This is a genomic window from Marinomonas pollencensis (assembly GCF_003387375.1).
Taxonomy (GTDB): domain Bacteria; phylum Pseudomonadota; class Gammaproteobacteria; order Pseudomonadales; family Marinomonadaceae; genus Marinomonas; species Marinomonas pollencensis.
This window is the reverse complement of record NZ_QUNG01000001.1, coordinates 486,416-506,729: the sequence shown is the minus strand read 5'-3', so window position 1 is coordinate 506,729 and position 20,314 is coordinate 486,416. Positions and strand designations below refer to the sequence as shown.

The 20,314-nt window shown below is 45.7% G+C and carries 24 protein-coding genes; 14 read left to right on the top strand and 10 right to left on the bottom strand.

Going from position 1 to position 20,314, the window contains the following annotated elements:
* Positions 1–52: 52 nt before the first annotated feature.
* The 3 genes from adk to DFP81_RS02330 all read left to right on the top strand — a co-directional run bounded on the left by adk (position 53) and on the right by DFP81_RS02330 (position 2,390).
* Positions 53–709 carry an adenylate kinase gene (gene adk, locus DFP81_RS02340; protein ID WP_115896142.1) on the top strand — a complete coding sequence of 219 codons (657 nt, stop codon included), beginning with the start codon at positions 53–55 and terminating at the stop codon, positions 707–709.
* A 6-nt stretch (positions 710–715) separates the two neighbouring features.
* Complete coding sequence (tsaB, locus tag DFP81_RS02335; protein WP_115896141.1) at positions 716–1,423, top strand: tRNA (adenosine(37)-N6)-threonylcarbamoyltransferase complex dimerization subunit type 1 TsaB; 708 nt, start codon at positions 716–718, stop codon at positions 1,421–1,423.
* Positions 1,424–1,592: 169 nt separating this feature from the next.
* Positions 1,593–2,390, top strand: a complete 798-nt coding sequence (locus DFP81_RS02330) for a class I SAM-dependent methyltransferase (protein WP_115896140.1) — start codon at positions 1,593–1,595, stop codon at positions 2,388–2,390.
* Here DFP81_RS02330 and DFP81_RS02325 read toward each other — a convergent pair whose 3' ends face one another.
* On the bottom strand, positions 2,391–2,612 hold the full coding sequence (locus tag DFP81_RS02325; RefSeq protein WP_245959061.1) for a SlyX family protein: 222 nt from the start codon (positions 2,610–2,612) through the stop codon (positions 2,391–2,393).
* 281 nt (positions 2,613–2,893) lie between these two features.
* On the opposite strand from DFP81_RS02325, the gene DFP81_RS18485 reads away from it, so the two are divergent.
* Both DFP81_RS18485 and tpx read left to right on the top strand, forming a co-directional pair.
* The gene (locus DFP81_RS18485) at positions 2,894–3,364 is read left to right on the top strand and encodes a cold-shock protein (RefSeq protein ID WP_115896139.1); all 471 of its coding nucleotides are present in this window, start codon (positions 2,894–2,896) and stop codon (positions 3,362–3,364) included.
* Between the two features lie 31 nt (positions 3,365–3,395).
* Positions 3,396–3,893, top strand: a complete 498-nt coding sequence (gene tpx, locus DFP81_RS02315; protein ID WP_115896138.1) for a thiol peroxidase — start codon at positions 3,396–3,398, stop codon at positions 3,891–3,893.
* Positions 3,894–3,973: 80 nt separating this feature from the next.
* On the opposite strand, the gene panD is transcribed toward tpx, so the two are convergent.
* Genes panD through dapE form a run of 4 tightly spaced genes read right to left on the bottom strand, consistent with a single transcriptional unit; the run spans position 3,974 to position 6,207 of the window.
* Positions 3,974–4,354 (bottom strand): aspartate 1-decarboxylase, encoded by a 381-nt coding sequence (gene panD / locus DFP81_RS02310; RefSeq protein WP_115896137.1) that lies wholly within the window; start codon positions 4,352–4,354, stop codon positions 3,974–3,976.
* Positions 4,355–4,408: 54 nt separating this feature from the next.
* Positions 4,409–4,783, bottom strand: coding sequence for a hypothetical protein (locus DFP81_RS02305; RefSeq protein WP_115896136.1), 375 nt, complete (start codon positions 4,781–4,783; stop codon positions 4,409–4,411).
* Positions 4,784–4,786: 3 nt separating this feature from the next.
* Positions 4,787–5,059, bottom strand: a complete 273-nt coding sequence (locus DFP81_RS02300; RefSeq protein ID WP_245959060.1) for a hypothetical protein — start codon at positions 5,057–5,059, stop codon at positions 4,787–4,789.
* Positions 5,056–6,207 carry a succinyl-diaminopimelate desuccinylase gene (dapE, locus tag DFP81_RS02295; RefSeq protein ID WP_115896135.1) on the bottom strand — a complete coding sequence of 384 codons (1,152 nt, stop codon included), beginning with the start codon at positions 6,205–6,207 and terminating at the stop codon, positions 5,056–5,058. Before dapE ends, DFP81_RS02300 begins: the two co-directional genes overlap by 4 nt.
* A 76-nt stretch (positions 6,208–6,283) precedes the next feature.
* Between dapE and DFP81_RS02290 the strand changes: the two genes are divergently transcribed.
* A complete protein-coding gene (locus DFP81_RS02290) occupies positions 6,284–6,484 on the top strand; it encodes a hypothetical protein (protein ID WP_115896134.1) in 201 nt (66 codons plus the stop codon).
* Here the strand turns inward: DFP81_RS02290 and DFP81_RS02285 are convergent.
* The 5 genes from DFP81_RS02285 to map form a co-directional block, all read right to left on the bottom strand.
* Positions 6,477–6,824 (bottom strand): ArsC family reductase, encoded by a 348-nt coding sequence (locus tag DFP81_RS02285; protein WP_115896133.1) that lies wholly within the window; start codon positions 6,822–6,824, stop codon positions 6,477–6,479. The genes DFP81_RS02290 and DFP81_RS02285 overlap by 8 nt on opposite strands.
* A gap of 56 nt (positions 6,825–6,880) precedes the next feature.
* On the bottom strand, positions 6,881–7,918 hold the full coding sequence (dapD, locus tag DFP81_RS02280; RefSeq protein ID WP_115896132.1) for a 2,3,4,5-tetrahydropyridine-2,6-dicarboxylate N-succinyltransferase: 1,038 nt from the start codon (positions 7,916–7,918) through the stop codon (positions 6,881–6,883).
* A 27-nt stretch (positions 7,919–7,945) separates the two neighbouring features.
* Positions 7,946–9,148, bottom strand: a complete 1,203-nt coding sequence (gene dapC / locus DFP81_RS02275; RefSeq protein WP_115896131.1) for a succinyldiaminopimelate transaminase — start codon at positions 9,146–9,148, stop codon at positions 7,946–7,948.
* A gap of 7 nt (positions 9,149–9,155) precedes the next feature.
* Entirely contained in the window at positions 9,156–11,849 is a 2,694-nt protein-coding gene (gene glnD / locus DFP81_RS02270) for a [protein-PII] uridylyltransferase (RefSeq protein ID WP_115896130.1), read from the bottom strand.
* A gap of 75 nt (positions 11,850–11,924) precedes the next feature.
* Positions 11,925–12,782, bottom strand: a complete 858-nt coding sequence (gene map / locus DFP81_RS02265; RefSeq protein ID WP_220342778.1) for a type I methionyl aminopeptidase — start codon at positions 12,780–12,782, stop codon at positions 11,925–11,927.
* A gap of 322 nt (positions 12,783–13,104) precedes the next feature.
* On the opposite strand from map, the gene rpsB reads away from it, so the two are divergent.
* The 8 genes from rpsB to rseP all read left to right on the top strand — a co-directional run bounded on the left by rpsB (position 13,105) and on the right by rseP (position 20,308).
* Complete coding sequence (gene rpsB, locus DFP81_RS02255) at positions 13,105–13,839, top strand: 30S ribosomal protein S2 (protein WP_115896128.1); 735 nt, start codon at positions 13,105–13,107, stop codon at positions 13,837–13,839.
* 85 nt (positions 13,840–13,924) lie between these two features.
* Positions 13,925–14,785: a translation elongation factor Ts gene (gene tsf / locus DFP81_RS02250; RefSeq protein WP_115896127.1), complete on the top strand. Its 861-nt coding sequence runs from the start codon at positions 13,925–13,927 to the stop codon at positions 14,783–14,785.
* A gap of 129 nt (positions 14,786–14,914) precedes the next feature.
* Complete coding sequence (gene pyrH, locus DFP81_RS02245) at positions 14,915–15,637, top strand: UMP kinase (protein WP_115896126.1); 723 nt, start codon at positions 14,915–14,917, stop codon at positions 15,635–15,637.
* Between the two features lie 7 nt (positions 15,638–15,644).
* Entirely contained in the window at positions 15,645–16,202 is a 558-nt protein-coding gene (frr, locus tag DFP81_RS02240) for a ribosome recycling factor (protein ID WP_115896125.1), read from the top strand.
* Positions 16,203–16,251: 49 nt separating this feature from the next.
* Positions 16,252–16,983 carry an undecaprenyl pyrophosphate synthase gene (locus DFP81_RS02235; RefSeq protein WP_115896124.1) on the top strand — a complete coding sequence of 244 codons (732 nt, stop codon included), beginning with the start codon at positions 16,252–16,254 and terminating at the stop codon, positions 16,981–16,983.
* A gap of 3 nt (positions 16,984–16,986) precedes the next feature.
* The gene (locus DFP81_RS02230) at positions 16,987–17,790 is read left to right on the top strand and encodes a phosphatidate cytidylyltransferase (RefSeq protein WP_115896123.1); all 804 of its coding nucleotides are present in this window, start codon (positions 16,987–16,989) and stop codon (positions 17,788–17,790) included.
* The gene (gene ispC / locus DFP81_RS02225) at positions 17,790–18,965 is read left to right on the top strand and encodes a 1-deoxy-D-xylulose-5-phosphate reductoisomerase (RefSeq protein ID WP_115896122.1); all 1,176 of its coding nucleotides are present in this window, start codon (positions 17,790–17,792) and stop codon (positions 18,963–18,965) included. Before DFP81_RS02230 ends, ispC begins: the two co-directional genes overlap by 1 nt.
* Positions 18,962–20,308 (top strand): sigma E protease regulator RseP, encoded by a 1,347-nt coding sequence (gene rseP, locus DFP81_RS02220; RefSeq protein WP_115896121.1) that lies wholly within the window; start codon positions 18,962–18,964, stop codon positions 20,306–20,308. Before ispC ends, rseP begins: the two co-directional genes overlap by 4 nt.
* Positions 20,309–20,314 lie beyond the last annotated feature (6 nt).

Sequence of the window (20,314 nt, the reverse complement as noted above, 5' to 3'; positions counted from 1 at the left end):
CGGCAGATAGACTTGTGTTTCAGTTTATAGACTGACTTTTGGAGACTTTTTTATGCGAGTAATATTATTAGGTGCGCCAGGCGCTGGTAAAGGTACTCAGGCACAATTCATTACGGAAGAGTTCGGCATTCCACAAATCTCTACCGGAGACATGCTGCGTGCCGCGGTAAAAGCAGGTAGTGAGTTAGGGCTGAAAGCGAAAGCGGTAATGGATGCCGGACAATTAGTTTCCGACGATATTATTATTGGGTTGGTTAAAGAGCGTCTAACGCAAGATGATTGTGCTAAAGGTGCTTTGTTTGATGGTTTCCCACGTACTCTTCCACAAGCGGATGCATTGAAAGACGCGGGTGTAGAAATCGATTATGTTGTTGAGATCGATGTGGCAGACGAAGAAATCGTTAAACGTATGAGCGGTCGTCGTGTGCATGAAGCATCAGGCCGCACTTACCACGTTGTTTATAATCCACCTAAAGTGGAAGGCAAAGATGATGTGACAGGTGAAGACCTTGTTCAGCGTATTGATGACGTAGAAGAAACAGTACGCAAACGTCTTGGTGTTTATCATGAGCAAACGGCTCCGCTAATCGGTTACTACCAAGATTGGTTGAAAGCGGACAGCGTTAACGCCCCTAAGTTTGTGAAAGTGAATGGCGTGGGTGATTTAAATGAAATCAAACAAAGCTTGTTGGCTTCATTAAAGGCTTAATTTTTAATGACTGCAATTTTAGCTTTGGACACATCAACGCCAGCTTGCTCAGTGGCGTTGAACATTGATGGGGTGGTGTTAGAAGATTTTCGCATGGCACCGCGTCAACATAATGACCTGATTTTGCCTATGGTAGAACAGATTCTTGCGCAAGCGGGCTTAGCTTTGGCTGATCTGGACGCGATTGCGTTCGGTCGTGGTCCAGGCTCCTTTACTGGGCTTAGGATCAGTGCTGGCGTGGTTCAAGGCTTGGCATATGGTGCTGACCTGCCTGTGATCCCCGTTTCTACCTTGGCAGCCCAAGCATTAGAGGGTTTTCAAAAGACTGGGCAGCCATATTGGTTGTCGGCTTTGGATGCTCGTATGGGAGAAGTTTATGTGGCTGGCTACCATGTGAATAAGGTCGAGGGGCATTACCTGATTGACTGTCTCTTTGATGAGCAGGTCGCCAAACCTGAAAACCTGCCTAAATTTGATGTTAGTTACCAAGGTGTTGGTTCTGGTTGGCTTTATGACGAAGTGCTAAGCCAGTTATTGCCAAGCAAGCCTGACCAAGTCCTCTTGGAGGTTGCGCCACGAGCAGCGTGTATTGCGCAGCTAGCCCAAGAGTTATTCTCTCAAGGAAAAACCGTATCCGCCTATGACGCGATGCCGATTTATTTACGAGATGAAATTACTTGGGAAAAGCAGGCGCCAAAAATAGGTAAAAGATAACGAAAACAGGAAAAAGGAGAGTGGCTTTAATCATCAAAGCGCTCTTTTGCTCTCTTTATTCCTCGCCTTTCTATGTTTCCTTTAGTATTGTTTTTCTCGTTTCCTCTTGCGCTTAGTGCGCCGTGCTTTCTTGCTTTTTTTTAGTCATTTTCTTATTGGAACAAGCGCTTTGTTAAATTCTCTTGCTGTTGCTACTGATACGCCTTGTTGTGAAGCCGATGCGCAAGCATTAGCGAGCGCACTTTTGTTGCCATACTTTTCTTTAGAGGTGGCGCTGAAATACGTTGATGAATTCGATTATCTACTGATCAGGGGTGAGCATAGCTTAGCCTTGGCGAAAACCGGCAAAGGTGCGCCAAAGCCAGTGGTGATTGATTTTACTTCTGGGGCGGTGGACCATCGGCGACGGTTTGGTGGTGGTAAAAGGCAGGATATTGCTAAAGCAGTGGGGCTGAATAAGCAGTCTAATTTATCCGTATTAGATGCCACCGCAGGACTTGGTCGAGACGCATTTGTGTTAGCAAGCCTTGGTTGTCACGTTTCTTTATGTGAGCGAGTAGGGTTTGTTAGGGCGTTATTAGAAGATGGTCTGCGTCGTGCCTTAAATCATTCTGAAGTGTCTACTATCGTTGCTCGTATGCCGTTACTGGAGGGAACTATTAAGAGTGTCACAGAGGCGCGTTTTGATGTGGTTTTTCTTGACCCCATGTATCCGCATACAGATAAATCTTCTGCTGCTGCGAAAAAAGAAATGGCGTTTTTTAGGGATCTAGTAGGGAAAGACGAAGATGCAGATTTATTGCTGCCAAAAGCGTTGGAAGTTGCAAATTACCGTGTGGTGGTAAAACGCCCAAAAGGGGCTCCTTATTTAAATAATACAGAGCCTACTTATCAATTAGAGGGTAAGGCAGGGCGTTTTGATGTTTATGTTCTAAAATCGCTGGATGATAAATGCAGTAACAGTTAATTAATAGTGAGGCGGTGTTTCGCCTTCCACGATATTTTGCTGTTGGCGGTTGGCTTCTAATTGTTTCTCCAGCATGATGAGTTTTTCTTTCATCAACAGTAGGTCTTTTTGTTGCACAATTAGGGACTGATTTAGACTGTCGATCGTGTCTTCTTGAAATTGAAGTTTGTATTCGAGTTCGTCAATACGCTGCTCTGTGTCTAAGGTATTCATTGGTGGCATCAGTATGTTAACCTTAATATGCTAAGCTCTTAATTTCGGAGCCTTTCTATATGTTGCATGCATCTTCTTTGCACATTAGAATAGAAAATGGCGCGGAGTTTGCTTTTGAAAGAAGCAAGCTATTTTACTATGATCTTATGTCGCTTCACACGCTAATTTAGTAAGAGAGTGGTAAAAACTTTTAACTTTTCACATTTGTACGAGTTTAACGAGAGATTTTTTACTTAGGTAATTCCTCCTTTCGAATCATAAAATATATTAATTTAACAAGAGACACAGTTATGAATGATCATCAGGATAATGTTACGAGTCACAAAGGATCTTCTGTTGGTTCTGCTTTATTTTCAATGCGTGCGTTTGTTACCAGTCTAATTATTGCTCTTGTTGTTCCTTTATTAATTGCCGCAGTATTAGGTGATGAAATAGGTAGCAACTATTTGGTTTATTTTGCGTTTCTTTTCGTGTCTGTTTACGTTGGTGCTATGGTGAGTCAAGAGCGTGGCTCAAGTGCGGCGTCTCAATCTGAAGAAGATGAGGATGACGATCGTGAGCAAGGCACGGTAAAATGGTTTAACTCTTCAAAAGGCTTCGGCTTTTTAACCATGGAAAATGGAGACGACGTTTTTGTTCACTACCGCGCTATTCGTGGCCGTGGTCGCCGTTTTTTAGTTGAAGGCCAGCTGGTTCGCTTCTATGTAACAGAAGGCGAAAAGGGTAAACAGGCTGAGAACGTATCTATTGTTCGCGGCTAGTACATTCTTATAAATAGGTAAGGAAAAGATCATGTCATCAGTAACACTGAAAGGTAATCCAATCGAGACAGTAGGTGAGCTTCCTGCTGTTGGTACGCAGGCGCCAGCATTCGAATTAGTAAAGACGGATTTGTCTTTGGCGACATTGAGTGATTACCAAGGCGCTAAGCTAGTTCTAAATGTTTTTCCTTCTATTGACACGCCAACTTGTGCCACTTCCGTGCGAAAGTTCAATGAGTCAGCTGCCGCTTTAAAAGGGGTTAATGTGCTTTGTGTTTCTGCGGATCTGCCATTCGCTGCAGCGCGTTTTTGTGGTGCAGAAGGCATTGATCATGTTGATACTGGTTCAAGCTTCCGTTCTTCTTTTGGCGATGACTACGGTCTAACTTTCAGCACAGGTCCGCTGGTGGGTTTGTTGTCTCGTGCGGTAATTGTATTAGATGAAAACGGCAGCGTTCTGTACACAGAGCAAGTCGCTGAAATTGCAGATGAACCTGATTATGATGCCGCTTTGGCTGTATTAGGTTAATCCTGCTTTAGATCAAGTATTGCGTTAAAAATCAAAAAGCCAGCTAAATAGCTGGCTTTTTTGTTGGCGCTGGCAGCGGATTAGTCTTTCTGCACTGGGATGGTGTTAGTCGTGCGCTCGACGGTATTGTCTTTGTTTAAGTAGACTAGTTTAGGTTCGAAGTTATCTGCTTCTTTCTCGTCGAACTGGCCGTAAGTGGCAATGATCACTCGGTCGCCAACTTGAACTTTTCGCGCCGCCGCGCCATTCATCGAAATGGTGCCTGAGCCTGCTTCTGCTAGGATGACGTAAGTGTGAAAACGCTCGCCGTTATCAACATTATAGATGTCTATTTTTTCAAACTCTCGAAACCCCGCTAATTCTACAAGGTCTTTATCAATAGCGCATGAACCGTCATACCAAAGCTCTGCTTGGGAGACGCTTGCCATATGAAGTTTGCCTTTTAGAAGTGTAATTTGCATGAATCGACTCGCTTAATCGTTTTATAGAATAGTTAGTAGGAGTGTGACGGTTATTCAGTTCCAGACAAAAGGACCTTCACCGTGACTGTTAATTTTCCACCATTGATCTGGGTCTTGGTCGCCTTCTTCTTCCCAGCCTTGATAATTGCAGCGCACTTCGCAGTTTAAGCTGCTGTAAGCGTCTTTGGCGCAGAGAATATCTGTTTCCCAAGGCGTATGGCTAGAGTCAAACCAAATGGAGGTGAAACGCTTTCCTGAAGCTTGCTCTAAAATGGTTACCGGGATGGTGTGGCCATTAAATTCCAGCGTCACTTTAGTGCATAGTGGAGTAGGCTGGCTTTGTTCGAGCAGAGTAAATGTCTGACTCAGCCAGCTGACAATAGTATCAGTTGGGCAGGATAATACATATATTTCGATGTCAGGTTGCATCCTTTAATCCTTTTTATTGATCATGTTATACAGCCTTAATACGCTCATTGATAGGTAGCCAACAGCGCTCCAGAGTATGCCCGCTCCAGCCACTATTAGTCCAATAAGGGCGATAAATTCTTGGCTAATGGAGTCGCTAAGAACTTGGTTGGATACCATTATCATGAGAACGCCAAAAGCAAATAAAAGTCCGCCTTGGATCATTTTGATTAGCGCAATCCTGGGGTTGTTGCCCAGTCTCATGGCTAACTTATGTAAGCGGCTTTGGATTTTCATGCTTGGCTAGTGTTGGCGAATAAATTGGTTAATATGCCTTGGTAAATATCGCTAAGCTGATTCAGGCTTTGTGCATCAACACATTCGTTCAGTTGGTGAATGGTGGCGTTAATAGGACCAAGTTCAACAACTTGGGTGCCCATTTTAGCAATAAATCGGCCATCTGATGTGCCGCCTGATGTTGACAGTTCTGGGGTAATGCCGACGGTATCTTGCACAGCGGTCGTAATGGCGTCAACGAGTTCACCTGGGCGAGTTAAGAAGGGTAAGCCATTGTAGGTCCATTCTACGTCGTAGCGTAGTTGATGTTTATCAAGTATCTCGATGACGCGTTCTTTTAGGGTGTCAAAGTCTAACTCTGATGAGAAACGGAAGTTGAATTGAGTGTTCAGTTTTCCTGGGACGACGTTAGTGGCACCCGTGCCAGCTTGAATGTTAGACACTTGAAAGCTGGTAGGTGGAAAAAACTCATTACCGTCATCCCAGTGTGTATTCGACAGTTCTGCAAGTGCTGGTGCAGCCAAATGAATTGGGTTTTCTGCGAGGTGTGGGTAAGCAACATGGCCTTGCTTACCGTGAATGGTTAGGTTGCCACTGAATGAGCCACGACGGCCGTTTTTAATGATATCGCCCAATGTATTTGTGCTTGAAGGCTCGCCTACGATGCACCAATCTACGGTTTCATTGCGCGCCATGAGTGCGTCCACAACACGAGTGGTGCCGTCAACAAAAGGGCCTTCTTCGTCGCTGGTAATGAGGAAGGAAATTTGCCCTTTATGGTCCGGGTGTTCGGTGACAAAGTTTTCAACCGCGGTGACCATGGCTGCAAGGCTGCCTTTCATGTCTGCTGCGCCGCGCCCATAAAGCATGCCGTCGACTATTTCTGGGGCAAAAGGTGGAACTTTCCACTCTTCTTCAGGGCCTGTTGGTACGACGTCTGTATGGCCGGCAAAGCATAGATTAGGGCCAGATGAGCCGCGTTTCGCGTAGAAATTTTTAACCTCACCAAATGGCATGGACTCAACGTGAAAACCAAGACGTTCTAGGCGTTGAATCATTACTTCTTGGCAGCCAGCGTCTTCTGGTGTCACAGAAGGGCGAGAAATTAGGTCGATGGCCAGTTTTAGGGTTGGGGACAAGTTAGTCATTCTTTACCTTTGTATTGGTTTTCACTGCTTTATAAATTATCCTGTCTAGATTCAGGATGTTTGATAAAGGTGGGTTATGAAATTAAGTGTCATTGCTGTTTTAGGGTTCATGTTGAGTGCTTGTAGCTTGTTAGAGCCTCCGGTTGCCCAGGAAAGTTATTTTGTCCCTGTTATACAGTCTGATGTTACCAATGCAGGTTATCGACCTAGCGTCACACCCGTGGTAAAAAAACAAACTAAAGAGTTGCCACGAGTGTACCCATCAGCGGTCAATTGAGAAATTGACGCTGATACTCTTCTGCATTGAAGCCTAAAATTATCTCGCTGTCTTTGATAATAAGAGGTCGTTTAATGATAGAAGGTTGAGCTTGCATGATTTCTAGGGCGTTGGCGTTGTCCATGGCGTCTTTTGTTTCGTCATCTAGTTTGCGCCAAGTAGTGCCGCGTTTATTAATGATCTGTTGCCAATCTTGCTGAGCAAGCCATTGCTTTGCCAGTTTGCTATCAACACCGACTTTTTTGTAGTCGAAAAATTGATACTCAATATTGTGCTCATCGAGCCAGCGAAATGCCTTCTTCATGGTGTCGCAATTCTTTATGCCATAAATGCTAATCATTTTACTCTCCAAGAAAGCCATGTCGTCAGCTTAGTCGACATGGCTTATTTGTTTGATTAGTTGTGTGCGTGAAGTGCTTCGTTTAATGCAATCGCCGTTTTATTGGTTTTGCATTCGATTGCGCCAGTTTCAGAGTTACGACGGAATAGTAGATCTGATTGTCCTGACAGCTCACGGGCTTTTACAGTCGATACAACTTGGTTGTTTTCGTCTAGTACGGCCACTTTTGAACCAGCTGTGATGTAAAGACCGGACTCTACTGTACAGCGGTCGCCAAGACCGATGCCGATACCAGCGTTGGCGCCGATTAGGCATTTCTCGCCAACGCCAATTACTATGTTACCACCGCCTGACAATGTGCCCATGGTTGAACAGCCGCCACCTAGGTCAGAGCCATTGCCAACCACTACGCCTGCAGAAATACGGCCTTCTACCATGCTTGAGCCTAATGTACCGGCATTGAAGTTTACAAAACCTTCGTGCATAACGGTTGTGCCTTCGCCCAGATGTGCGCCTAAACGAATGCGTGCGCCATCGCCAACACGAATGCCGGTAGGTACAACAAAGTTGAGCATTTTAGGGAATTTATCGACACTGAATACTTCAATAGTGCGACCTTGCATGCGTGCGCTGAGTTGGCGGTCTGCCAATTCGCGAACATCAATTGGGCCTTCGCTCGTCCATGCGGTGTTGATCAGTAGACCAAACATGCCGTCTAAAACAACACTGTGTGGTTGTGCAAGACGGTGAGAGATTAGTTGCAGTTTAAGATAAGCTTCTGCTGGGTTAGTTGGGGCTTCATTGGTCGCAAGAACACACAATACAACAGGTTGTGTAGAGGCTTTAAGGCGAGACGCTAGCTCAGCTTGCTCAATGTTGCCGGCTTTTAGAAGGCTCATGTGTAGGCGGTTCAGGTCGCCTTCTTCTAGTACTAGGGTGCTGTTTCCGCCTTCGTAGTTAGTGCTTTCTAGTAGGGCGTCAAGGGTGCTTTGTTCTGCATTGGTGCTTGGTGTAGGGTAGAAAACTTCTAGCCAGTCGCCTTCTTTATTTTGGGTGCCGATGCCAAGACCGAATGCAAAAATTTGATCACTCATTATGTTCTCCAGTGAGTTTTTAAGGGATTATTTGTTAGCTAATTTGTTTGTGGTTATAAAGTCGCGAATACGTTTGGCGGCTTCAACACATTGTGCTTCTTCTGCAACAAGAGCCATTCGGACGTGTTTACTGCCAGGGTTTTTGCCGTTAACGTCACGGCCAAGGTAGCTGCCAGGTAAAACCAGTACTGAGGCTTGTTCGTACAGTGCAATACAGAAGGCTTCATCGTCCATATCCAGTTCCGGCCATAGATAGAAGCCCGCTTCTGGTTTGCTGACCTTCATTACCGGGCTGAGTATCTCGAGAACGCTGTTGAATTTACGTGTGTAGATTTCGCGATTCTGTGCGACATGTTCTTCATCGTTCCAGGCAGTAATAGACGCTTCTTGATGATGAATAGGCATGGCACAACCTTGATAGGTTCTATACAGCAAGAACGGCTTAAGTAAGCTTGCATCGCCGGCTACAAAGCCAGAGCGTAAGCCAGGCAAATTGGAGCGTTTGGATAGGGATTGGAAAATCAGGCAATGCTCATATGAAGTATTGCCCAGTTTTTGGCACGCTTCTAACAATCCTAAAGGGGCGTTGTCGCCAAAATAGATTTCTGAGTAGCACTCGTCAGCGACAATGGTGAAGTTGAATTGCTTGGCTTTGGCGATCAGGAACTCGTAATCCTCTAAGCTGGTGATGCTGCCGCTTGGATTGTTCGGCGAGCAGACAAAAAGCAATTCACAGCGAGCCCAAACGTCATCGCTAACGCCTTGGTAGTTGATTTTATAGGCGGTATCCGGCCCACAAGGCAAGAAGTGAAGTTCAGCGCCAGCCAATATACCCGCCCCTTCATAGATCTGATAAAACGGATTAGGGCTGACGACAAGTGGATTGGCTTTTTCACCGACTAGCGTCTGGGTGATAGCAAAGAGGGCTTCACGGGTGCCAGTGACGGGCAGAACTTGGCTTTCGGGGTCAAGCTCATCCAGTTGGAAGCGTGATTTGGTCCAGTTCGCAATGGCGCTGCGTAAGGCCAATTCCCCTTTGGTACTGGGGTATTTATTGACGCCATTGAGGGTGTTGGCCAAGGTGTCTAAGACAATTTTTGGCGAGTCGTGTTGCGGCTCCCCAATAGTAAGACGGATAAGTGGCTTATCTGGGTTGGGTGTATGTCCTGCTAAAAGCTCAGAGAGCTTTTGAAAAGGATAAGGGTGCAAAGAATCAATAAAAGGGTTCATTGGCTAATTAGTCCATGGCTTGTGAAAAGCGGTCAATTTTTTCTTTTAAAAGATCGCAAATAGAGCGCATTCGATCATTGTCGGTAATGAGCTCACCATCTTCTTCGGTGATATAAAAAGTGTCTTCTACGCGTTCGCCCAGGGTCGCGACCTTGGCTTTGTGTAACATGATTTTGTTGTTCACAAAGAACTGACCGATCAAGGCTAATAAACCAGGGCGATCTGGTGCTGTTACTTCAAGGGCTGACCAGACTTCTTCTGGTTGGCTAACAAAATGAGCGGTCGCGGGGGAGTTGAATATCTTTAAAATACGAGGTGTGTAGCGCTGTACTAGACTTTCGTACATAGATGGATTGTTGAGCTGTTCCGTCAGTGTTTCTCGAATCACAGTGATTCTTTGTTGGTCTAGATGCAGGCTGGTTTCATTTTCATTAACGTCCATTACCACGAAAGTGTCTAGAGTGTAGTTGTCTGTGGTGTTGCTGATTTTGGCGTCGAGAATGGTTAAGCCGAGTTGTTCGAAGATGGCGGCAGTCACGGCAAATAAATGACGGCTGTTTGGGGTATAAATGAAGACCTTGCTAGCACCAGAGAAATTTCGTCCTCCTAGTGGGCTGATCGCCACAAGAGGTTTGACGCTCGGACGGTGACGTAGAATGGCCTCAGTGTTCCAAGCAATTTCATCACCATTTGAGCGAATGAAATACTCCTCTTCAATTTGTGACCAGACTTCTTCTGCATCGGTAAAATCTACGTTGCGTTCGATTAGGACTTCTAAAGCGCGTTGTTTGTGTTCGTCGCTCTGCATGTCTGCGTCTATTGGATAATCTAGGCCACGACGTAGGGCGCGTTTTGTTTCTAGATACAGTTGTCTCATTAAAGAGGCACGCCAGCTGTTCCACATAGTAGGGTTGGTGGCATTAATATCAGCGACGGTTAAGATGAACAGGTAATCAAGGTGTTCTTGGTCTTTTACGTAGCTGGCAAATTCCCAAATTACTTCAGGGTCAGAGATGTCTTTGCGTTGTGCGGTAACCGACATGAAAAGGTGGTTTCGAACTAGCCAAACGACCAGTTCAGTGTCTCTTTTGGAGAGGCCGTGACGTTCACAAAATGCTTGAGCGTCGATGCAGCCAAGTTCGGAATGGTCGCCGCCACGGCCTTTGGCTATGTCGTGGTATAGGCCAGCAATATAGAGCAGTTCTACTTTGGGTAGGTGGCGGATCGCTTGCGATGAAATAGGGAACTTTTGCTTGAATTCTGGGAGCCAGAGACGACGTAAGTTTTCCACCAGATGAAGAGTGTGTGCGTCGACGGTGTAAATGTGAAAAAGATCGTGTTGCATCTGGCCGATAATGGCGCCGAATTCAGGTAAATAACGCCCTAATAAGCCGATGTGTTTCATTGAGCGCAGTATGCTGGTCAGTCGGTATCGACTGGCAATGATGTCTAAAAATAGAGCGGTATTTTTGTTGTCGTTGCGAAATGTGTCATCGACTAAATCTAGGCTGTCGCGCAATTGACGCATGGTGTTGGCGCGGATCCCTTTAATGTTTTCGTGACTGCCTCGCAGTACGTACATTTCCAGCATGGCAGACGGGTTGTCTTGGAATAAAGTGGGGGATCTGGCTTCCAGCTGACCATTGCAGGTTTGAAAGCGTTCATTAAGTACTTCGATGGCGTCTTGGGCGTCAGCCAATAAAAATGACTCTTCAAAATGTTGTAATAGAAGATCGTTTAATTGCTGAATAGCGGCCACGCTTTGATAATAGCCTTGCATAAAACGCTCGACGTTACGCTTTAGGTCATCGTCGTCAAAGCCGAATACCTTGGTTAAAGTACGCTGGTGATCGAACAGTAAGCGGTCTTCCTTGCGTCCTGAATTCATATGCAGGGCCCAGCGAATGCGCCAAAGGTGCCCAACGGCGCCTTTTAGTTGTATGTATTCATCTTCAGATAAAAAAGATTTATCAATTAAGGCGCTTAAGCGGTGAGTGTGTAAATGGCGCTTGGCAACCCAATCAATGACTTGCATATCTCGTAAGCCGCCGGGGCATTCTTTGAGATTGGGCTCTAAGTTGTAGGCGGTATTTTGGTACTTTGCGTGACGGCGTTTTTGTTCTTCTAGCTTGGCTTTGTAGAAGGTGTGACCGTCCCACATGTGGGCAGTGTCAGTGTGTAGCTTTAAATTGGCCAGCAGCTCTTCTGGGCCGTATAGGGTTCTGGATTCGATGAGGTTGGTAATGACGGTAATGTCTTGTGCAGCCATTTCGACGCATTCGCTAATGGTGCGCACGCTATGTCCGACATCTAGGTTAATGTCCCACAATAGGGTAATAAACGCTTCGATTTTATCTTTTTCTGGGGTCGCGCCGTCTTTCACCAAAATAAGCAAGTCGATGTCGGATTTTGGGTGTAATTCGCTGCGTCCAAAACCACCCACGGCAACCAAGCTGACAGATTCTTCTGTGTCTAAACCGTTAGCAATCCAAGCCGATTGAAGGGCTTCGTCGTAAACTGCAGACAAGCCTTTTACAAGTTTCTCTATTGGGTATAGAGAATGAAAAAGGTTGTCGTAGGCGGCGGTCTTCTCTTCCAAAATGGCTTTGTAGCGCTGTATTGGACAGGATGGCTTTGCCAGCTCGTCTTTTTCATCTTGTGTTAATAACGGCGGAGCATCTGGAAAAGCAGGAAAATCCATACAAAAGCCTCGGAGCGTAGGTGGTCAAGAAATTAGCTTAAATGTGTTTGTTACGGCTGACTGAACGCTTCTATATTAATAGAAGCGTGTTTCTTCTGGGCGTTTTGTTAATACTTCGACGCCAGTCGCTGTCACTAATAGTGTGTGCTCATATTGAGCTGAAGGGCGGCCATCTTTAGTTTTTGCTATCCAGTTGTCAGGACCTGTGTGTTTGACCTGCTTTTTGCCCGCATTAATCATTGGCTCGATGGTTAGGGTCATGCCTTCTTCTAAAATGGCTCCCGTTCCAGGTGTGCCGTAATGGGCTACTTGAGGTTCGCCATGGAAAGTGGTGCCAACACCGTGACCACAATACTCTTCCACAACTGAGTAGTGGTGTTTGTGGGCGTAAGCTGAAATAGCGGCACCGATGTCACCAAGGCGAACGCCCGGTTTAACCATGTCGATAGCAAGATAAAGACTTTCTTGGGTGACTTTGCAAAGGCGCTGGATGTGAGGGGCTGCGTCACCGGCAAAAAACATGCGGCTGGTGTCGCCGTAGTAGCCGTCCTTAATGATGGTGATGTCGATGTTCACGGCGTCGCCTTTTTTTAGCGCTTTGTCGTTGGGGATGCCGTGGCAGATAACATCGTTGACTGAGGTGCAGCAAGACTTTGGAAAGCCGTGGTAATTTAGTGGAGCAGGGATGGCGCCTTGCACATCAATAATGTAATTGTGAGCGATGATGTCTAGCTGTTCGGTGGTGACGCCAGGGACGACAAATTCTTCAAGCATAACTAAAACGTCGGCCGCGAGTTTTCCTGCCGTGCGCATGCCTTCAATGTCGCTGATATCAGTAAAACGAGTGGCCGCGGCTCTAGGTGTCCATGAAGGAACGTCGCTGCGACCATTTTTTGTTAGTGCTTCTACTTTTTTTAAAATGTCGTTGCTCATAATAAAATGTCTTCAATATTTGATGTATTAAATTTGTGGCTATTCTACATGACTTGTTGTGCAGAATCGCCCCTTTGTCGGTGAAAAAAGCGAGGATGTGCCGTTGGCAAAACGCCCTTTAGGTCTTTTGGTTTGTTCTAGAATATGGTATAAATCGCCCGCTTGTTGGGCTAATGCTCAAATGCAAGCAAAACTAAATATTAAACTAACGATCTTATCACGTGAAGTGAGTGTGTCTGGGGTGCCAATGGTTGCTTTAAACCTTGTCTGGCTGATGCGCTTAGTTGATAAGCTTAAATAACCCAAATTAAAGGATAGTAAAATGCCTACAGTTTCTATGCGCGACCTATTGCAGGTTGGTTCACACTTTGGTCACCAAACTCGTTACTGGAACCCAAAAATGAAACCTTTCATTTTTGGTGCTCGTAACAAGATCCATATCATCAACCTTGAGCACACTGTTCCTGCTCTTAACGAAGCACTAGAGCTTGTTAAGAAAATGGCTGAGAACAAAAACAAGGTGTTGTTTGTTGGTACTAAGCGTGCTGCATCTAAAACAATCAAAGAGCAAGCTGCTCGTTCAAACATGCCATACGTTAACCACCGTTGGTTAGGTGGTATGTTGACTAACTACAAAACAATCCGTACATCTATCAAGCGTCTTCGTGAGCTTGAAGCTCAGATGTCTGATGGTACTTTCGAAAAACTAACTAAGAAAGAAGCCTTGATGCGTACTCGTGAGCTTGAAAAACTTGAGCTTTCTATGGGTGGTATCAAAGACATGGGCGGTCTTCCAGACGTTATGTTTGTTGTTGATGTTGATCACGAACGTATCGCCATCAAAGAAGCGAACAAGCTTGGTATTCCAGTTATCGGTATTGTTGATACAAACAGCGATCCTGATGGCATCGATTACGTAATTCCTGCAAACGATGATGCGATCCGTGCTGTTCAATTGTACGTTTCTGCATTCGCTGATGCGGTTCTAGAAGGTCGTTCTGCGACAGCTGGTTCTGCAGATGAGTTTGTTGAAGTAAACGAAGCTACAGAAGCGTAAGCAAACTATTTAGTTTGTTCTGGTTTCTAAAGGGGGGCATCTCGCCCCCTTTTTTAAATTTGAATTGTATTAAGAGGATTTGGATATGGCCGCAGTATCTGCAGCATTGGTAAAAGAGCTACGCGATCGCACTGGCTTGGGTATGATGGAGTGCAAAAAAGCACTAGCAGCAGCAAACGCTGACATCGAAGTAGCAATTGAAGAGCTACGTAAATCTAGTGGTATGAAAGCTGCTAAAAAAGCAGGTCGTACGGCTGCTGAAGGCACTATCGTTATGCGTGTTGCTGACGATGCGTCTTACGGCGTATTGGTTGAAATCAACTCTGAAACTGACTTCGCATCACGCGATGAAGGTTTTGTTGCTTTCGCAAACAAAGTTGCTGATGTTGTTTTTGCAACAAAAGAAACTGACATGGCAGTATTGCTTGCTGGCGAAATTGGCCAAGCACGTGAAGCGCTAGTTCAAAAAATCGGTGAAAACATCACACCTCGTCGTGCGGTTATCGTTGAGGGTGGTCTAGTTGGTGGTTACCTTCACGGTAACGGTCAAATCGCTGTATTGACTCAGCTTGAAGGCGGTGACGCTGAATTGGCTAAAGATGTTTCTATGCACGTTGCTGCTGTTTCTCCTCGCGTTGTGCAAGGTGATGATATGCCTGCTGATGTGTTGGCGAAAGAAGAAGAAATTATTCGTGCGCAACCAGATATGGCGGGCAAACCTGCTGAAATCGTTGATAAAATGATTGTTGGTCGTATGAAGAAGTTCTTGGCTGAAAACAGCCTAGTTGAGCAGCCTTTTGTTAAGAACCCAGAAGTTAAAGTGGGTCAACTTGTAAAAGACGCTGGCGCTAAAGTTGCTTCATTCATTCGCCTAGAAGTGGGTGAAGGTATTGAAGTTGCTGAAGTAGATTTCGCTGCAGAAGTAGCGGCACAGCTTAAAGGTTAATCCTTGCTGTAACGTCTTTCAAAAAAGGGGCAGTTTTACTGCCCCTTTTTATGAAGAGAAGAGTGTGAAAAAAGGTCGTTCCAATAGACCCATCTGTTGCCTTAGACATAACCTTAGTCGGAGATTGAGATGCCAAAAGAAAAGAGCCCAAACTACAAAAGAATTTTGCTTAAGCTGAGTGGTGAGGCCCTGATGGGTGATGAATCATTTGGTATTGATCCAAAAGTATTGAACAGAATTGCGCTTGAGATCGGTCAGTTGCGTGGCATCGGTGTTGAAGTGGGTATTGTTATCGGTGGTGGCAACCTATTTCGCGGCCAAGCGTTAAGTAATGCGGGCATGGACCGTGTGACTGGTGATCATATGGGGATGCTGGCAACAGTAATGAATGCCTTGGCAATGCGTGATGCACTAGAGCGAGCCAATATCCGTACTCGAGTCATGTCTGCGATTACCATGACTGGGATTGTTGAGCCTTATGATCGTCGCCGAGCAATGCGTTTGCTTAAAGAAGGCGATGTGATGATTTTTTCTGCTGGTACTGGTAACCCTTTCTTTACTACTGACTCTGCTGCTTGTTTACGCGGTATTGAGATTGATGCAGACGTGGTGTTGAAGGCGACAAAAGTGGATGGCGTATACTCTGCCGATCCAATGAAAGATCCATCTGCTGTCAAGTATGATACATTAGGCTATGACGAAGTGTTGGAAAAACAATTAGGGGTCATGGACTTAACTGCGATTTGTTTAACCCGTGACCACGCTATGCCAATTCGTGTATTCAATATGAATAAGCCAGGCGCCTTGACTAATATCATGGTGGGTGGTGACGAAGGCACACTGATTAAGTGAGGATATTATGATCAACGAAATTCTTAAAGATGCTGAAGAGCGCATGGGTAAAGCGGTTTCTTCTGTTGAATCTGCATTTAAAAAAATCCGTACTGGGCGTGCACACCCAAGTATTTTGGATTCTGTTAAAGTGAACTATTACGGCTCTGAGACACCATTAAGCCAAGTGGCGAACATTACCGTTGAGGATGCACGTACCCTAGGCGTTTCGCCTTGGGAGAGCAACTTAGTTCCGGAAATTGAAAAAGCCATCATGAAGTCTGACTTAGGCCTGAATCCTGCTACTAATGGCAGCTTGATTCGCATTCCTATGCCAGCTTTGACGGAAGAAACGCGCCGTAACTACTTCAAACAAGCAAAATCTGAAGCAGAAAGCGGTCGTATTGCGATCCGTAATATTCGCCGTGATGCGAATGGCAGTTTGAAAGACCTAGTCAAAGAAAAAGAGATCTCCGAAGACGACGAGCGTCGTGGTCAAGATCAAGTGCAAAAAATCACAGATAAATACGTTGCTTTAGTTGAAGAGCGTCTTGCTGCGAAAGAAAAAGACTTGATGGAAATCTAAATGAAAGGGGTGGGCTAGACTCACCCTTTTTATTGGCTAAGGTAGATATATGTCGAAATTGACAGGATCAGGGACGTGTTCTGATGCTATCCCACGTCACATTGCCATTATTATGGATGGTAATAATAGGTGGGCGAAAAAAAGATTGCTGCCTAGTATTGCAGGACACACCGCAGGAGCTTCAGCGGTTCGTCGCACGGTAGAAATGGCAGCGAAAGCGGGCATTAAGGTGCTTACTTTGTTTGCTTTTTCGAGTGAAAACTGGAAACGCCCACAGGCTGAAGTAGACGCCTTAATGGGGTTGTTTATGCGTTCACTGAAAAAAGAGGTGAAGCGCTTAAATGAGCACCAGATCTGCCTGCGTATTGTTGGAGACCTGTCTGGCTTTAGCGAAAAGCTCCAGCAACAGATTCAAGAAGCTGAGGCGTTAACCTCTGGTAATACGGGGATGGTTTTGGTGGTGGCGGCTAACTACGGTGGTCGTTGGGATATTACACAAGCCGCTAAAAAAGTTGCCGCTCAAGTCGCGTTAGGAAATATTTCAGCGGATGAAATTAATGAGGAGATGCTGGCGCAGCATATGCAGCTTGCGGACCTTCCTGCGCCTGATTTGCTGATTCGCACTTCTGGAGAAGAGCGCATAAGTAATTTTTTATTATGGCAAACCGCGTATTCTGAGTTTGTCTTCCTTTCGGTGTTATGGCCGGATTTTGATCAATTGCATTTTGATGAAGCGATTCAGCTCTATCAAAAACGCCAACGTCGCTATGGTGGTCGATAATTCATGTTACTCCCTCGTATTCTCAGTGCCATCGTGATGGTTTTCTTGTTTGTTTGTGCTGTCTTTGTTTTAGAAGAAACTAACTTTATGCTGGCTATGGGTGGTGTTGTGCTGCTGGCTGGCTGGGAGTGGGCAAGGTTATCGGGTGTTCAAAAGGCATTTTCTCGAATAGCGTTTTCTGTTTTGGTTGGCGTCTTGTGCCTGCTGACTTATCAGCAGGATTTGCAGAAGTCTATCCTATATGTTGCCCCAATACTTTGGCTGATCGCGTTATATTGGGTAATGAGCTACCCAGCATTAAAGGGATGGCAGCATACGATAGGCCGTCTATTGTTTGGTTTGCTGATTCTTGTTACCACCTGGGCTTCTTTAGTCGTGCTCAAACAGTCTAGTAACTTTGTGGTTTGGGTGTTGTTGCTAATGGGCTTGATTTGGGGGGCAGACTCGGGTGCTTATTTCTCAGGTAAGGCGTTTGGTAAAAATAAACTGGCGGTGCATGTTAGTCCAGGGAAGTCTTGGGAAGGTGTGATTGGCGGTTTGTTGTTTACGCAAATTGGTTTGCTGGTGTTTTCGGTTATCTCTCATTTTTCCTGGTTGCAATGGGCCCTGTTAGCCGCGATCGGCTTGCTGACTGTGGCTGTGTCTGTGTTGGGAGATTTGACTGAAAGTTTGTTTAAGCGCCACGAGTCATTAAAAGATTCAAGCCGTTTGATTCCAGGGCATGGCGGTGTGATGGATCGCGTGGATAGTTTAACGGCGGCTGCGCCTGTATTTGTGCTACTGCTAAGTATTTGTGGGTGGTTGTGATGCAAGGTATTTGTCTGCTTGGTGCGACTGGCTCTATTGGGCAAAGTACGCTGGAAATTATTGCGCAGCACCCAGATAAATTCAATTTGGTCTGCGCCTCTGCCCATTCTAGTGTCGATAAGATGGCTGATATCTGTCAGCGTTTTAAGCCAAATCGAGTGGTGATGGGGACGCTTGAGGCGCGTGATGAGCTGGCGCGAAAGTGTCAAGGTCTGGATATCTCTTTTGAGTGGGGTGAAGACGCGTTAGCCGACATTGCCGCGGATGATGATGTCGACCAAGTGATGGCTGCCATCATGGGGTTTGCTGGATTGAAGCCGACCTTGTCTGGCATTCGGGCAAAGAAGCGAATCCTGCTTGCTAATAAAGAGTCTTTGGTAACCGCAGGTCAGTTATTCATGGATGAGGTGGCGCATCATGATGTATTGCTGCTGCCGATCGACAGTGAGCACAATGCCATTTTTCAAAGTCTTCCGCAGCATGCCCAAGGGGCGCACAAAAAGCACGTCGAAAAATTGCTACTCACCGCCTCCGGTGGTCCTTTTCGCTCTTGGTCGCTTGAAGAAATGCGTCATGTAACGCCTGAACAGGCCTGTAAGCACCCTAATTGGTCTATGGGGCAAAAGATATCTATAGATTCCGCCTCCTTAATGAACAAAGGCTTAGAGCTGATTGAGGCTTGTTGGCTGTTTGGGGTAACGCCTGCAGAGGTTGATGTGGTGGTGCATCCAGAAAGCATTGTTCATTCAATGGCGTCTTATGTTGACGGTACTGTCATTGCGCAAATGGGTAATCCTGATATGAAAATCCCCATTGCTTATGGCATGACCTGGCCAGAAAGAATCACAACTGCGGTGCCTGCGCTTGATTTGGTGTCGGTTGCTCAGTTGAACTTTGAAGCGCCAGATTTAGAGCGTTTCCCTAATTTACAGTTGGCGTCAGACGCTTGGTATGCCGGCGGTACTGCGATGGCGACCCTTAACGCGGCCAATGAAGTAAGTGTCGCCGCATTTCTTGAGAAGAAAATCGGCTTTCTTGATATTGCCACAATCAATCGAGCGGTATTGAATCAGCTTGATCGTCATGCTGTTACCTCCCTGGAGGTGGTGTTTGAGGCGGATCATCTAGCGCGTCAGGCGACAGCAAATATTATTAATAAGAAGGGTTGGCTATGATTCAGGACATTCTTTCCATTGTTGTCGCGCTGGGTGTGCTGATTACCTTTCATGAATTTGGTCACTTTTTTGTTGCGCGTAAGTGCGGTGTTAAGGTGTTGCGTTTCTCGGTTGGTTTTGGCAAACCCATTTACCGCTTTATTGGTAAAACTGGGACTGAATTTACTCTTGCGATGATTCCTTTGGGTGGCTATGTTCGGATGCTCGATGAGCGTGAAGGTAATGTCCCTGACGCCTTGAAGTCTCAGGCATTCAATAATAAAACGGTATGGCAGCGGATTGCTATTGTGGCAGCAGGCCCGCTCGCGAATTTTATTTTAGCCGTGGTTATTTATGCATTGGTTGCGCTTATGGGGTTGCAGTCACTTGCACCTAAAGTGGGTCATATTTCCCCCAATAGTCCGATTTCTGAAACCAATATTAAGCCTGGTGATGAGCTTTTAGCTATTAATGGTAGCAAGGTAAGCTCGTGGGAAGATGTAAATTTAGTGTTAGCAGACTTGATTGGAACCAGCGGAACCATTACCGTTCGCTATCAGGAAGAAATAAGTAAAGAAAATGAAAGCGATTCGCTGACATTAAACCGTTGGCTGAAAGGGCAAGATCCAAGTAATTTGATTCAAGAGTTTGGAGTGATGCCATGGCAGCCCAAGGTGGCTCCTGTTATTGCTCAGGTGGTTGAGAAAGGCGCGGCTGAAGCGGCTGGGTTCAAAGCGGGCGACCGCGTCGTGGCGGCAAATGGACAGCCTATCGATAGTTGGACGCAGTTTGTTATCTTGATTCAAAACCACCCAGGCAGTCGTGTTGCTGTTGAAGTGATGCGTTCAGGGAAAAGTACTGTGTTGAATATGGTTCCTAGCTCAATAGAGCGAGGTAACGATATTGTTGGTTATGCTGGGTTGGCAGTAGTGCCACCTAAGTTAGATGAGAGTGTACTGCGAGAACGCCATTTTAATTTGTTCGAGTCTCTGAATTACGGCGCTCAGCAAACCTGGAAAATGACTGCTTTAACGGTTTCTTCTATTGGAAAAATGATACAAGGCCTTATTTCCATTGATAACTTGTCAGGTCCAATTACGATTGCCAAAGTTGCTAGTGCATCAGCAGATTCCGGCTTGCAATCATTTCTTAAATTTATGGCCTACCTTAGTGTGAGTTTGGGTGTGTTAAATTTGCTGCCTATTCCTATGTTAGATGGTGGTCACTTGATGTTTTTTGGCATCGAAGCGGTTCGTCGAAAGCCTGTCTCTGAAAGAATCCAGAGTATGGCTTATCGTATAGGCGCTTCTTTATTGTTTACTTTGATGGCGATTGCCATTTTTAACGATATTGCCCGTTTGTAGTGAGGT